The organism is Streptomyces sp. NPDC057623 (assembly GCF_042800355.1).
In the GTDB taxonomy this organism is placed as follows: Bacteria; Actinomycetota; Actinomycetes; order Streptomycetales; family Streptomycetaceae; genus Streptomyces.
Window position 1 is genome coordinate 1 of record NZ_JBHVGZ010000087.1, and the last position, 14,131, is coordinate 14,131.

Sequence of the window (14,131 nt, forward strand, 5' to 3'; positions counted from 1 at the left end):
ATTCCGGGGTGTTCAGGGGGTGCGTCGACCCGGTGAGTCTGTAATCCCCGGTCCCGTGGCCCGGGGCCCAGCCCCCTAACGCCCTTGCTGCTCTGTCAGTAGCCGCTGGAGTCGTATGAGCCGGACGAGCCGGACGACGTGTCGTACGAGTTGGACGAGCTGGACGACGAGTCCGATGCGTTTGACGAGCTGTACGATCCAGTCGAACTCGCTGCGCTCCTTGACCTGGACACCTGCTGTTGCCAGAGCCTCTCCCGTTCGCGCCGCTTCCGCTCGGACTCGTCCCACTCTGCCTGTTCATTTTCCGAGGACATGACACAACCTCCGCACATTGACGAACCGGTTGATTCCTGTGACAGCTTCTGGCCAGGCCGCCGGCGTCGTCCCGGTTCCCGGTCAAAGTCGGTCACGAGGGGCCGTCGCCCGGCTCCGCCGGGGTAGGGGACGGGGATGACCTCGATGGAACCTCCGCAGCAGCCCGAGCCGGACGGCACGCGCAGCCTGGACGAACTGGTCGCTCGGCTACGCGAGTTGCGGACCTGGGCCGGCCTGTCGGAGCGGGAGGTGCACCGGCGGGTGGCGCGTGCCCGCCGGGCGCGTGGCGTTCCCGAAGAGCCGAGTTACGACACCGTCAACCGTTGCTTCCGGCCCGGCCGGACCCGGCTGAACGGGGACCTGCTGGTGGAGATCGCCCAGGTGCTGGGCGCCGACGGCGCGCGATGGCGGCGGGCGCACGCCCGGGTCGTCGGCGACGCCACCGAGGCGTCGGTCGTCACCGTCCTCGACGCGCCGCCCGCCGACCTCCCGGCGTTCACGGGGCGGCGCGGCGAACTGAGCACCCTGCTCGCCGCGCGGGCGCCCGCGGTCTCGGTCATCGAGGGCATGGCCGGGGTGGGCAAGACCACGCTCGCCGTCCACGCCGCCCACGTCCTACGCCGGGAGCACCGGGTCGACGTGGTGCTCTGGGCCGACCTCCGTGGCTACGCGCCCGGCATGGCCCCAGCCGATCCGGCCGCCGTGCTCGACGGGTTCCTGCGGCTGCTCGGCATGTCCCCCGACCGCATCCGCCTGCTCGATCTGCCGGGCCGCGCCCGGGAGTTCCGCACGCGGCTGGCGGGCCTGCGGGCGCTGGTCGGTCTCGACAACGCCATCTCGGCCGAACAGGTCCGCCCACTGCTCCCAGGCCCGGGCGCCCCGGCATGCCCGGCGCTGGTCACCACCCGGCGCCACATCACCGGGCTGCCCGAGGCCCTGCGGCTGCCGCTGGAGGCGTTCACGCCGGGCGAGTCGATGGAGCTGCTGAGCCGAGCCATGGGCAACGGCCCTGTCGGCGACCTCGAAACGGCTGAGCGGATCGCCGCCTCGGTCGGCCACCTGCCGCTTGCCCTGGGCGTGGTGGCCAGCCGGATCAGGCGCGGCGGCAGCGGCTGGACCCTGGCCGACCACCTCGAACGCCTCAACGACCACCGCGCCCGGCTCACCGTCGACGACGGCGTCGAGATCGCGCTCCGCCTCTCCTACGAGCAGCTCGACCCCACGCACCGCCATCTGTTCCGGCTGCTGGCCCTGCACCCCGGACCCGCCGTCGACGCCTACGCCACCGCCGCGCTGGCCGACGACGACCTGGCCACCGCGCGCGACGGCCTCGACGCCCTCTTCCACGCCAGCCTGCTCCGCCAACCAGACCTGGGCCGTTATGAGTTCCACGACCTGGTGCGGGTCTACGCCGCCGGCCGGTCCCACGACGAGGACCCGGCCCGCGCCCGCCGGGCCGCGCTCTCCCGGCTGCTCGACCACCACCGGCACGCGGCGTCGCTGGCGATGGACCACTTCGCTCCGTACGAGCGTCAGAGGCGCCCGCCCGCCGGCTCCTCCGGCACGCCCACCCAGGAACTGGCCGGCTGGGAAGACGCGACCTCCTGGCTCGACGCCGAACGGGCCGGCCTGATCGCCACCGCCCTCCACGCCGCGAACCACCCCGCGACGCACGACCGGCCGGACCACTGCGGCCACATGTCCGCCATCCTTTCCCGCTACCTCGGCATCGGCGGCCACTACCGCGAGGCCGAGGCGCTGCACGCCCACGGCGCTCGCACGTCCTGCGACCCCGGCACCCGTGGCTGGGCGCTGGCGGCCCTGGCAACAACCCGTTGGCGGCTGGGCCGCTACCCCGAGACCACCGACGCGCTCCGCCAGGCCCTGGCCGCCTTCCGCGACGCGGCCGACCTGGCCGGCCAGGGGTGGGCGCTGGGAAACCTCGGCCACGTGCACCGGCACCTGGGCGAGGACGACACGGCCCGCACCTGCTTCGAGGACGCGGGGGCCGTCGCCCTCGACCTGGTCAAGGGCGGCGTCGAGGCGGCCCCGCGCGGCGTGATGTACGAGCCGCTGGGACGCTATCCGGAGACCTACGTGGCCGCCGACGAGGCCGTGGCCATGGGCAAGCAGGTGCTGGCCCTGGCCCGCGCTTTCGGCGACCGCGTCAGCGAGGCCAACGTGCTGGTCAGCCTGGGCGCGGTCCACCGCGAGGCCGGAAACCATCCGGAGGCCCTGGAACAGCTTCGGCAGGCCCTGGACATCATGCGCGAGATCGGCAACCGCTTCGCGGAGGTCGACGTGCTCGTCGAGCTCGGCGCGACTCTCCGCGAGTTCAACGCCCCGTTGGAGGCGCGGCAACGCTGCGAGGAGGCCGCCGCGCTCGCCGACCGGCTCAGCGACCGCTACCAGCAGGCCCGCGCCCACGACGGGATCGCGCACTGCCACGCCCTGCTCGGCGACGCGGATTCCGCCCGCGCGCACTGGCAGGAGGCGCACCGCCTCTTCACCGGGCTGGGAGCCCCCGAGGCCGACGACATCGCGACCCGCTTGTGAGATGCCCCCGTCGACTGGCGGGTGCGGTCACAGGTCCGCCCCTCGGTGCGCGGAGCCGAGGTGGTCGGGGCCGCGGCGGATCAGCTCCACGGGCCAGCGCGGGGGTCTCCCGGTCCGGGAGTGCGTCGAGGGGGCGGTGGGTGTCGCTGTCGATGATGACCGTGCCGTAGGTGTGGCCCTTGCGGCAGGCGAAGTCGTCCACGCCCGGCACCCTCGGCATCGGCCGGTCCCGATCGGGCAGAGCATGGACCAGCCGCAGCAGCGTGTCCCGCCCAGCGGGTAAGGGTGGAGCGTTGCCGCTCGGGGCGGTGGGCATACGGCCTGGTCAGCCCAGGTCCCTGCACGGCGAAGGCCCGCCGAGGGGAGAGTCCGGGGCGCCACACAGGAAGCGCCGGACCGTCGACACCAGCACCACCCCTTCCCCGCCGTCGGCAGCCAGCGGGGTGACGCTGATAGGAGCCGTGAACCCTCTCGAACCAGTCGCTGTATCCCGGACACGGCGCTCCATACGTCGTGCTGCGAACCGCCACGGGTAGGACCCCTGGTTCCTCACGGCCATCCAGCACGCCGACAGCAGCCGACCCGCCGCAGGAAGGCACTCCCCGGTGCGAAATACTCTCTCGATGAGCTCACGCACTTCCCCGATCAGCCAGCCGATCACGATTCGGAGGGCTGTCGCGCGGGATGCCAAACGGCTCACGCGGATCATGCGTGGCTCAGGCGCCTACGAGGGTCAGTACGCGGCCGCAGTGGCGGGCTACCGGGTCGGCCCTGATTACATCGAAGCCCACCGCACCTTCGTAGCCGTGGGCGACGACGAGGACGGGGGCCGGGTCCTGGGGTTCTATTCGCTCGTCCTTACTCCACCGGAACTCGACCTGCTGTTCGTCGCCGACGAAGCGCAAGGACGTGGGCTTGGACGGCTGCTCGTCGCGCACATGCAGTCCGAGGCCCGTGCCGCCGGGCTCGACCGTGTCAAGGTCGTGTCGCATGTTCCCGCCGAGGACTTCTACCACCGCGTCGGTGCGGTGCGGACCGGGACGGCGCTCGCGAACCCGCCCGCCGTGCTGTGGGACCGTCCCGAATTCGAGTTTCGCATTCCTGCGGAATGACGCGGTGTGCCGGTGCCCCGTGGAGCAGGGGGCATCGGAGCCTGGCCGGGGTGGGTGTTGGCCAGGTCCGACTGGGCGTTTCGGGGCGGTCGTAGGCGGCGACGATAGCGACGGTCCTGCCGTAGCCGTAGCCGTAGCCGTAGCCGTAGCCGTAGCCGTAGCCGTAGCCGCCGGCGGAGGCCAGGCCGCAGGCCGACTGCCGGTCGCTGGGGTCGTAGCCGGTGGGGGAGTCCACGGCGGCGTTCGACCGGACGGTCCGGGGGTGCGATGCTCTTCTTCGGGGTGCCCGCGCCCTGCGACATCTCCAGGCACAGCCCCCGGCCCGCCCGGCGCTACGGCGTAGGGGCTCCTTGCGGGGAGCGGAGCACGAGCAGGGTGATCTCGCTGGGGGCGAAGATGCGGAAGGGCGGGCCCCAGAAGCCGGTGCCACGGCTGGTGTAGAGGAGGGTGCGGGTGCCGTGGCGGCTGAGGCCGGCGAGGGCGGGCTGGTCGATGCGGACCAGGTGGTGGAAGGGCCAGATCTGGCCGCCGTGGGTGTGGCCGGAGAGTTGGAGGTCGACGCCGCCGGCCGCGGCCCGGTCGACGAACTTGGGCTGGTGGGCCAGGAGCAGGACGGGGTGGTCGGGGTCGGCGCCGTGCAGGGCTCCGGCGAGGTGGGCGCCGTGCCCGGCGAGGCCGGAGGACTCGGCTGTGACGTCATCCACGCCGGCGACCACGAGGGTGTCGCCACCGCGTTCGAGTAGCAGATGGCGGTTGCGCAGCGGCTCCCAGCCCAGCTCGTCCATCAGGTCCACCCAGCCCTGGGCCTCGCTGTAGTACTCGTGGTTGCCGGTGACGTAGACCCGGGCCCGGGTGGCCTGCACGGTGCCGAGTGGGGCGGCCTGGGCGCGGCGGCGTTCGGCCGTGCCGTCCGCGATGTCTCCGGTGTGGCAGACCAGATCGGCCTTCAGCGCGTTGACAGTCTCGCAGACCCGCGCCGACCAGCGGGCGCGGTCGAGCGGGCCGTAGTGGGTGTCGGTGATGAGGACGACGCGCGTGCCGTCCAACCCGGCCCCCAGGCGCGGAAGCTGCACGTCCAGGCGGCGTACCCGGGGCAGCCGGCGGGCTTCGGCGTACCCCCAGGCGAGCAGCACGGTGGCTGTGCCGAGGACCACCCAGGTGACGATCCGGGCCCGGTCCTGGCCGTCGCCGACGCCGGTCACGGTCAGGGCGAGCCGCAGCGGGACGCCGAGCACGACGGACCAGGTGAACAGAGTCCAGATGATGCCCAGCAGGGTGTCTCCGACGATCGCCGCCCAGTCCTGCTGGCGTCGGCCGTGGCCGCGCACCATCGCGAGCGGCATACCGATCAGGCCGAGGGCGAACAGGGCGGTGCCGGCGAGCGGCCAGTGCTGGCCGGTGTGCAGCAGCAGCCAGCAGGGCACGGTCCACAGCAGGACGGGGGCGATCAGGGGGAGGTAGCGCATCAGGCGGTGCAGTCGGCTCCGCTGAGTCTCGTGCGCCGCGCTGTCGGCGGATCGGGTTTCGCCGGTGTCCGTCACGCTTCCGCTCCTTGAGCAACCAGGCTGCCGTCGCACGCACTGTATCCGGCCGTCCGGGGGGCCGACCGTACGGGCGGGTGCTCATCGTGGGCAGCCCCCTGTGGCGAGGTGGCATCCGAGTTCGTCGCCCGCCTCACGCGGGTGGTGACTCTGCTCCTGACCGGACGCCGCGGCGGCTTCGAACGGCGAGGCGTAGCAGCTCCGGAAACAGTGGAGAGTGCAGCCCATCCTCGTGGGCCGGGTGAGATCCACATGCCGGTGCCGGTAAGAGAGCGCGGGCGACATCCGTTGCGGTGGTTGACGCGTTCGTCGCTGACCTGCCCGTAATCGGCGTTGCAGAGGGCGTCGGCCCGCGCGGACACGAGCGCGTCGGCGAGCGTCTTGACCACCGCGCGCAGCAGATCGGGACCGTCAGGTGCTGTCATCGTGCTGATCTCCTTCGAGGCTTCGACACTTCGAAGATCAGCCGGTGGCCGTCTTCATCCATGCGGTCACCATCCCGATCAATGGGAGGCCGCAACGGCCGCAGCGCACACGCCCGCGGCGGACACAGCGTCACCAACGCGCCGACGGACGCTGCCCGGGCGAGCGCTGCTTCCGGCTCTGCCGGTCGCTGAGAACAAGTTCCCCTCCTCGCCCGGTGTTTCCATTCCGTTCGTGCACGCGTCCGGGCCTGTCGCCTGCGGAGGGCACTACGGTGAAGAGGGACAGCATCCCCGGGTGAGGAGTGTCCACCATGGGCATCGGCAACAGGGATGACGCGCGTGCCCTGGCGGACGAGTTCGCCCAGGCGGTACAGCGGCGGGAGACCGAGCAGCTTCACCAACTGGTCGGCCACGTACCTGCGATGGACGTGCGATTCAGCCTCGGCCAGGAGCCCGGCAGAAGCGCATCAGAGGCGGTGAGCCTGGCCGTCGGCGACATCACCGACTATTACCGCCACTCCACCGAAGGCCGGTTGATGGTGATCGGCGCGGGCGGGACGGGCAAGACGGTGCTCCTGATGCGCCTGGTCCTCGGGCTGCTCGACGCCAGGCGGCCGGGGGAGGCGGTGCCCTGCCGGGTCTCGGCCTCCGGATGGGACGTCAGACAGGACTTCGACCGATGGATGACCGGGGAGATCGCCAAGGACAGTGGTCTTTCCAGCAGCCAGGCAGGCACCCTGGTGTCCGAGGGACTGATCGTCCCGATGCTCGACGGACTGGACGAGATGGACCCCCCGGCGGCGGGATATCCACGCCGCGCGGCAGCGGCGTTGAGGACGCTGCATGAGCGGATGCGCGACGGCCGCCCCACCCCTTTCGTCGCCACCTGTCGCGACGGCTTCCACCAGAGACTCATCGGACCGGAGGAGCAGCCGTCCGACACGGCGCTCGTCACCATGAGAGCGCTCGAAGTCGAGCAGATCCACCGCTTCATCAGGGCTTTCGGCGAGCCGGCCCACTGGCGCCCGGTACTGGACGAGCTGGAGCGGCGCCCCGGCGGACGGCTCGCAGAAGAACTGTCCGTCCCCTGGAGGCTGGCCGTGGTGACAACCCTGTACGGCGAACACGGCCCTGACAGGCGCCATCAGCGTGATCCTTCGGACCTGGTCGGCACGCAAGAGCCCCGACCCGGGGGCGGGCTGGTGCCGCTGTACGCCTCCGCCCTGCTGCGCACCAGCGGATCGGACGCTCGCGAGACGCGCCGTATCCAAGGCATGCTGACCGAGCTCGCCACCTACCTCGTCGACAACCAGACGCTGCAGCGCCGTGCGGGCGGCGAACCCCTTCCCCATGTGGACGTCATCGTCCACAAGTTGTGGCCGATCACGGGGAACCGTCCCGCACGCTGGCTCGGCGCGGCACTCAGCATGGTCCTGTGGATACCCGCGGCCCTGGTGACCTGCTGGGTGCTCGCACGGATGCACTGGCCGGCGGAACTCGATGCCGGGATCGCCATCGCCGCGTCGCTGCTTCCGCTGCACTCCCTGAGGTCCAGCCTCACCTGGTGGCCGCACCCCAAACGGATCGTGCTCGGACGGCTGCGCACCAGGGCCGGCCAGGCGAGGCTGGCGATGACCTTCGCCGCCGCGGCGGTGCTGGGGATGATCCTGGCAGCCACAGGACGACCGGACTACGCCCTGGCGTGCGCGATCTCCTTCGGTGTGGTGTTCGGCTCCGGCATCGGACTGGCCGTCCGGGACACCGCGGACAGTCGGCTTCTCGTGCTGACCGGTGCCGGGACGGCTCTCCTGCTGTGCATGGTGGGCCGGGTGCTGGTCGGCTTCCTCGGAGCGGTCGGCGGACTCCTCTTCGGCACTGCCGCGGGCGGCCTCGCACTGTTCGCGGCCGTGGCCGCGGCACTGCGCAGCCCCAGAGCCACACCCGGCCATATGCGCAATCCCGTCTTTGACGAGTTCATACGGAACGACCTGCGCACCGGACTCGTCTCCGGCACGCTGACCTTCGCCATCACCATGGCCCTGCTCGCACTGCTCCCGGGACTGCATGCCTCGTTGGCGCAGATCGCCCTGGCCGCAGGCGGAGTGGGACTGTCCGTAGGGCTGGGCGCGGTCGCCGACACGTGGCGACGGCATGTCGCAATGATCCTCTCGGCGCGCGGCCGGCTCCCGCTCCGTCTTGGCGCCGCGTTGGAGCACTCGTACCGCGCGGGCTTGCTGCGACGAGCCGGTATCGCCTACCAGTTCCGCCATCTCGAACTGCGGGATCACTTCGCGCACAACGCGACACGCTGACCCCTGCTATACCGGACGGAGGTTGACGCGCCCCCTGACGTCGGGGCGTAGAGAGAGGGGCGCGCGACAGTGGATGCCAAGCAGATCACGGACTACTACGCCTCGACGGTTGTACCGCTGCGCTCCCGCATACTCGAAGAACACCGGGCGCTGGCAGCCGAGTTGAACGATCCGGCCGGTTCCCGCATGACCGCCCTGATCGAAGAGCTGCCGGTGCACCGGCTCCCGGAGCGCCCGATTCTCACCTACCTCGGCTGGCTGCTCGCGGGTGGGGCCGCGGACGCGCAGGCGCCGGCATACGCCGCCGTCGCCTGCGAGTTCTCGCACGAGGGCGGGCTGATCCATGACGACATCGTGGACGCGTCCCCCCGGCGGCGACAGCAGCCGACGGTCTGGGCCGCGTACGCCGCGCAGCATCCCGAGGAACCGTGGGCCGATTCGTTCGGGCGCAGTGTGGCGCTCTGGCAGGGTGCTTTGATGCTCCGCTGGGCGGAGGACGCGTTCGCGCGCGCCCTGCGGGCCGTGCCGGACGCCGCCGCCGCTGCCGCACAGCACGTATGGAGAAGATCGGCGGCCGACCTCTGGGGCTCGCAGCACATCGATCTGGTCGAGTCGGCCAGGGCTGGCAGCAGCGGTCCGCCGGGCTCGGCAGAGGCGGTGGTGGCTCTCAAGGGCCGCTATGTGGCGCTGCTGCCCCTGCAGATCGGATGCGCGCTGGCAGGCGGCGGCCCTGAGCTGATGTCCGCACTGAGCGCGTATGCGGAGCCGCTGGGCAAGGCATACATCCTCCGCAACGACCTGGAGGGCGTCTTCGGGACCGCCCGCAGCAAGCCGCCGAACGACCTGCGGGAACGGCGGCTCAGCGTCATGATCGTCCTGGCGCGGAGGACGGCGGCCCCGGAACAGCGGCGGGCGTTGGACGCGGCCGGCCGTGCGGATCTGTCGGAAGCGGAAGTGAGCGAGATCCGGGACGTCTTGGAGAAGACCGGCGCACGCGAGGGCGTGGAGCGGGATGTGCGGGCCCTCGCCGAGGAGGCACGGAGCGCAGCCGCCTCACCGGCGTTCCCCGAAGCGGCGCGGTCGCTCCTGGCACGGAACATAGATACCGCGCTGAACTTTCACGACATGGCTTCCCCCAACGCATCGGTGTCGGCCTCGAAGCAGAGGTAGCCGGCGGCGCCGCCCAGCAGGAACACGGGCCGGGGGACGTCCAGTACGGCGAGATGCCGGACGGGCGCGCCGCAGACGACGCGGAGCAGGCAGTCGCCCGCCTCGGGAGCCCACACTCGCAGGGTGCAGTCGTCGCCGGCCGTGGCGATCAGGGGCAGCTCGCGGGACGTGGCGAACGGCACGACGGTGTGCACCTCGTCCTCGTGTCCGGTGATGACACGTTCCTCGTCACCTGTCGACGGGTCCCAGAGCCGCACGGTTCGGTCCGCACCGGCCGTGGCGAGCAGCGTCCGCCGACCGCTGCCGCGCAGCACCGCGACGGCGTTCACGGCACCCTGGTGCCCGGTCATCGTCCTCCCGATGTCCCGGCCCGTGAGCGCGTCGCGGACCAGGACCAGCCCGTCGCGGCCGACCGTCACCAGGCGAGGGCGTCTGCCCAGGCCGGGGAAGACGGCCATGGCGGTCACGGCGGCGCGGTGGCCGGAAGGGTACTTGTCGATCCTCCTTGCCGAGGGATCACATACGTGGATCACCCCGTCGCCGACGGCGAGCGCGTACCGCGGGCCGCCGTCCGCGGCCGCGAACGGAACCGCTGCCGTCACCACCGCCCCGGTTTCCGCCACCAGCGCCATGGAATCCAGCAGCTCCCTGCCGGACGTCGCCTGGCGGAACCGCAGCAAGCGGTCCGCCGAGGAGGTGACGAGCAGGGGAACCGGTCCGCGGGCGTCGACCATGGCGGCGGTGACCTGCGTGCCGTCGTCGGTCCACCGGTTCGCCGTGACCCCCGTGAGGAGATCGCGGACGGTGACACAGCCGTCCGCCCCGGCCGTGACGGACATCGGTCGCCCCCCGTCGGCGACCACCGAAAGCGACCGTGTCCGGCCGCGGTTGCGTCCAGATGGGCCGGGGGAGCCGACGAAGGCTGACGGATCCCAGAGCCGTAGCGTGCGGTCGTCGCCGGCCGTGGCCAGCAGCGGCCGGTTCCCGGAGCCGGTGAACACGGTCATGGCGGTGACGCGGTTCTGGTGGCCGCCCGGGGCGTGACGAGCGGTTCCCGCGGCCAGGTCCCAGATGCGGACGTCGCCGGTGGCGTCCCCGGTGGCGAGAAAGGAGCCGCCGCCGTCGGGTGCGCCAAGGACGCTCATGGCTGTGATCTGCCCGTCGTGGCCGCCGAGTTCGCGTGGCGTTGCGGACGGCGAGGCCAGATCCCAGACACGGATGGTTCCCGATGTGTCTCCGGCGGCGAGCAGAGTCCGCCCGCTCGGCTGCGGGAGAGCCGCGAGTGCGCTGGTCCCGCTGCTGCTTCCGGTGAGTTCCCCTACGGGCAGGCCTGTCGAGGGGTCCCAGACGCGCACCGCGCGGTCCCGTCCGGCCGAGACGAGGCGACTGTGCCCCTCCGGCGTGGTGAAGGTGATCAGACCGCTCACGTATCCCGGGTGCGCGGGCCAGGTGAGGGCCCTTTCCGGTTCCGTCGCCGGGTCCCACACCCGTAGGACACCTTCCGCGTCGGCGGAGGCGAGCAGGAGGGAGCCTCCCGTCCCTGGAAGGACGACGAGCGCTGTGATCCAGGCCTCATGGCCCGGCAGTTCCCCGCATCTGCCCCCGGTGACCGGGTTCCACATCCGGACGACGCGGTCCCGTCCTGCCGAGACGAGCCGTGGGATGCCGTCGGGCAGCGGGAGCACCGTCAAGGTGTCGATGCATGCCTGGTGGGCGGCGATGGGCTGTCCTACACCGCAACCGGTCTCCGGGTCCCACAGCAGGAGGTTGCCCTCGGCGTTCCCCGCCGCCACGAGCCGGCGCCCGCCGGGAAGGAGGACACCGGTCAGGCTCCGCACGGGGGAGACGGCCCGCGCCAGGACGTTGGCCTGCACGTCCCACTCCGACCACAGCGGACGGACCAGTGAACCGGGCATCGCCTGCGTCTGTGCCCCCGATCCCCTCTGGCTTGAGGCGAGAGCGAGTTGGAGGCTGGACGCCCGTGATCGGTATCCGGCGTCACCGACGAAGGGTTCGATGCTCGCCCACGCTGAGAGTGCCCGGGTGCCGGGGGAGCCGGCGACCGGCAGACCGAGCAACCCGCGTAACCCCCCGCCGGTCTCCCGGGGGAGGAACGCGGGAGGGAGATGAAGGTCGTCCAACACCCCGCCGGAAGAGGCGTGTTGGGCGAGATGACGCCGAATGTAGGGGTGCGGTTCGGCGTCCGGACCGAAGGCGGCGGCCATGGCCGTGAGGCCCTCCGCGATGCGCCGGTGAGCCTCGCGGTGCTGCCCGAACTCGGCGTCGTCCAACCTGACTTCCCCTTCGGAACGGCGTGTGTCCACTCAACTGGGGCAAGCCGCACGACCTTTGCAGACACACCTCATCCGAACACAAGGGGGCTATATTCTGACACCAGTTGGCTCTGTGCAATTTCGCGTTCGACGGATGGAGCGCCGGTCGTGCACAAGTACCGGCAGACGTTCACCGTTCGCGCCGTTACGACATTCGCGGTCACGGGTGTTCTCGCCCTGTCACTCCTCGCTCTGCTCGCGGGCATCCTCGATGTCTGGAGCCCGCGATACGCCGGGCGTTCGGTGTGGGCCGTGACGGCGACACTGTCCGCGGCCGGTCTCGCCGCCCTGCTCGCCTGGCGGACACTGTCCGCGGCGCAGGCCGAGGAACACACCTCGGAGCCGGCCCTCGCGGACAGACTCGCCGAGATCTGCCGGGTTCGCGAGCGGTCCCAGTTCGGCCAACTGGTCGAGACGGAGAACCCGATGGACCTGCGCTTCCGCCGGACCCGTAACTCGGCGGACCACCCGGCAGGGAACCGCGCCGGCCGGCTGAGCGAAGTCGCCTCCTTCTACCGCGGGTGCGAGACACAGCGCCTGGTGTTCCTCGGCGAGGGAGGATCCGGGAAGACGGTGACACTCATCCACCTGCTGCTGATGATGCTGGAGGACCGCAATGCCGGCGGGCTGGTTCCCTGGCGGTTCTCACTCTCACGCTGGGACCGAGCGCAGGACATGTCCGAATGGATGGCGCAGGAGATCTCACGGGACACCGGAATGCCACCGGCCAAGGCCCTGAACCTCGTGAACCGCGGACTGGTCCTGGCGATGCTGGACGGTCTCGACGAGATGGACCCGCCGCACACCGGGCTCCCCACCCGCGCGGCCGAAGTGGTCGACCGGCTCAATCGGAGCGAGCGCTTCAACGAACCCGTCCCCTTCGTCCTCACCTGCCGGAGGGACACCTACGAGAAACTCGCTCCGGGGGCGACACAACTGGAGCAGACCGTCGTCGTGGAGATGCTCCAACTGAACGCGGAGCAGGTGCAGGACCACCTCAAAAGCGTCGCGGACAAGGACCACTGGGCGGCCGTGATCACCCATCTCGACGACAACGCGACCGGCCGCCTCGCCCACTACCTGGAACTGCCGTGGCGGCTGGCCATGGCAGTCATCATCTACAACAAGAAGGCCGGCGACGCCTACCTGCGTGACCCCGCCGACCTCACGGCTGAGAGCGGGATCGACGACGCACCCCCGGTGACCGTGGGGCGGCTGGTCGAGGAACTGCTCGACCGCCCCGCCATCGCCGGCAGAGCGAAACGCACCCGCCGTACGCTCGCCACACTCGCCGCGCATCTGCAGAACGACGAGCGACGGCATGTCGCGGGACGGACGATCTCCAGCGTGGACCTCGTGGTGCACGAGCTGTGGCCGGTGGGCGGGCTGCGTGCCCCGCGATACCTCACCGCACTGCTCAGCCTCGTCCTGTGGATCCCGGCTGCCGTAGCCGCCACCTGGGTGATCCAGCGCATGCCGTGGTCGCCCTGGCTGCAGATCCTGGCCGGCGCCGTGCTCGGCTGCTTTCCCGCTCTGTCAGCCGTCTCCAGCTTTGCCTCCTGGCCGCACCCCCGGAACATCGTGCTGCGCAAGTTCCGCACGCCGACGGGCCTACGGCGACTCGGGGCCGCGGCGGCCTGCGGCCTGCTCATCCTGCTGCTCCTCGCGGCCACCGGTGCCTCCGCGTTCGCCGCCGCGTACGCGGTCATGTTCGCTCTGATCCTGGGATGCGGCTCCGCCCTCGCGGTCCGGGACGGGGTGAACCTCCTCGTGCTGTCCACCGTCGCCTTGGCCACGGGCCTGCTCTTCGGCCTGGGCACCCGCTTTCCGCTGGGATTCCTCGGCGCGAGCGGAGGCATGCTGCTGGGTACGGCCGGTGGCGGCATGGCTCTGGTCCTGGCCGTACGGGTGGCCCTGCGCGGCGGTGCCGAACCCGGATACGTACGCAACCCCCGCTTCGAGAACTTCATCCGCAATGACGTCAGGACCGCCTGCATATCCGGCGGCATGCTGGCACTGATCGTTGCCGCACTGCTGCGCTCCCTGCCGTTGCCCGCGTCAGTTCCGCAGATCGCCCTGGTGTCCGTGGCGGCGGGCTTCTCGCTCGGATTCGGATTCGTCGCCGAAGTCTGGAGACGCCACATCGCCATGCTCATCTGCTGCCGGGGCAACCTCGCCTTTCGCCTGGCCCATGTGCTGGCCCGCGCTCATTCGGCCGGACTGCTGCGCCGCGCGGGCATCGCCTACCAGTTTCGCCACCTCGACCTCCGCGACCACTTCGCGGCAGTCTCCGCCGAGCCCACCAGGCAGCCGACGAGACCGAGCACGCGGTTCCCTTTCCCCATGCCGTCCTCGAAGAAAAGGTAG

At 71.2% G+C, this 14,131-nt stretch carries 8 protein-coding genes and 1 pseudogene; 5 read left to right on the forward strand and 4 right to left on the reverse strand.

The window, feature by feature from the left end; genetic code table 11:
• Positions 1–75 precede the first annotated feature (75 nt).
• On the reverse strand, positions 76–288 hold the full coding sequence (locus ACFU95_RS44645; protein WP_383841435.1) for a hypothetical protein: 213 nt from the start codon (positions 286–288) through the stop codon (positions 76–78).
• Positions 289–450: 162 nt separating this feature from the next.
• Between ACFU95_RS44645 and ACFU95_RS44650 the strand changes: the two genes are divergently transcribed.
• Positions 451–2,871: a tetratricopeptide repeat protein gene (locus tag ACFU95_RS44650; RefSeq protein WP_383841437.1), complete on the forward strand. Its 2,421-nt coding sequence runs from the start codon at positions 451–453 to the stop codon at positions 2,869–2,871.
• Between the two features lie 623 nt (positions 2,872–3,494).
• Positions 3,495–3,983 carry a GNAT family N-acetyltransferase gene (locus ACFU95_RS44655; RefSeq protein ID WP_383841440.1) on the forward strand — a complete coding sequence of 163 codons (489 nt, stop codon included), beginning with the start codon at positions 3,495–3,497 and terminating at the stop codon, positions 3,981–3,983.
• 332 nt (positions 3,984–4,315) lie between these two features.
• Here ACFU95_RS44655 and ACFU95_RS44660 read toward each other — a convergent pair whose 3' ends face one another.
• Positions 4,316–5,524, reverse strand: coding sequence for a metallophosphoesterase (locus ACFU95_RS44660; protein ID WP_383841443.1), 1,209 nt, complete (start codon positions 5,522–5,524; stop codon positions 4,316–4,318).
• Between the two features lie 272 nt (positions 5,525–5,796).
• Positions 5,797–5,961 (reverse strand): annotated as a pseudogene (locus ACFU95_RS44665) (transposase); the annotation flags it as partial.
• A 299-nt stretch (positions 5,962–6,260) separates the two neighbouring features.
• Between ACFU95_RS44665 and ACFU95_RS44670 the strand changes: the two are divergent.
• Both ACFU95_RS44670 and ACFU95_RS44675 read left to right on the forward strand, forming a co-directional pair.
• Entirely contained in the window at positions 6,261–8,261 is a 2,001-nt protein-coding gene (locus ACFU95_RS44670) for a hypothetical protein (protein WP_383841445.1), read from the forward strand.
• A 69-nt stretch (positions 8,262–8,330) separates the two neighbouring features.
• Complete coding sequence (locus ACFU95_RS44675; RefSeq protein WP_383841448.1) at positions 8,331–9,431, forward strand: polyprenyl synthetase family protein; 1,101 nt, start codon at positions 8,331–8,333, stop codon at positions 9,429–9,431.
• Here the strand turns inward: ACFU95_RS44675 and ACFU95_RS44680 are convergent.
• Positions 9,380–11,722 (reverse strand): WD40 repeat domain-containing protein, encoded by a 2,343-nt coding sequence (locus ACFU95_RS44680; RefSeq protein ID WP_383841451.1) that lies wholly within the window; start codon positions 11,720–11,722, stop codon positions 9,380–9,382. The two genes, ACFU95_RS44675 and ACFU95_RS44680, sit on opposite strands and share 52 nt — an antisense overlap.
• A 150-nt stretch (positions 11,723–11,872) precedes the next feature.
• Between ACFU95_RS44680 and ACFU95_RS44685 the strand changes: the two genes are divergently transcribed.
• Entirely contained in the window at positions 11,873–14,131 is a 2,259-nt protein-coding gene (locus ACFU95_RS44685; RefSeq protein ID WP_383841454.1) for an NACHT domain-containing protein, read from the forward strand.

What these genes read in the sequence shown, in the direction of transcription:
- ACFU95_RS44650 (WP_383841437.1), top strand. Translation starts at nt 451, where the DNA reads ATGACCTCGATGGAACCTCCGCAGCAGCCCGAGCCGGACGGCACGCGC.
- ACFU95_RS44655 (WP_383841440.1), top strand. Translation starts at nt 3,495, where the DNA reads ATGAGCTCACGCACTTCCCCGATCAGCCAGCCGATCACGATTCGGAGG.
- ACFU95_RS44670 (WP_383841445.1), top strand. Translation starts at nt 6,261, where the DNA reads ATGGGCATCGGCAACAGGGATGACGCGCGTGCCCTGGCGGACGAGTTC.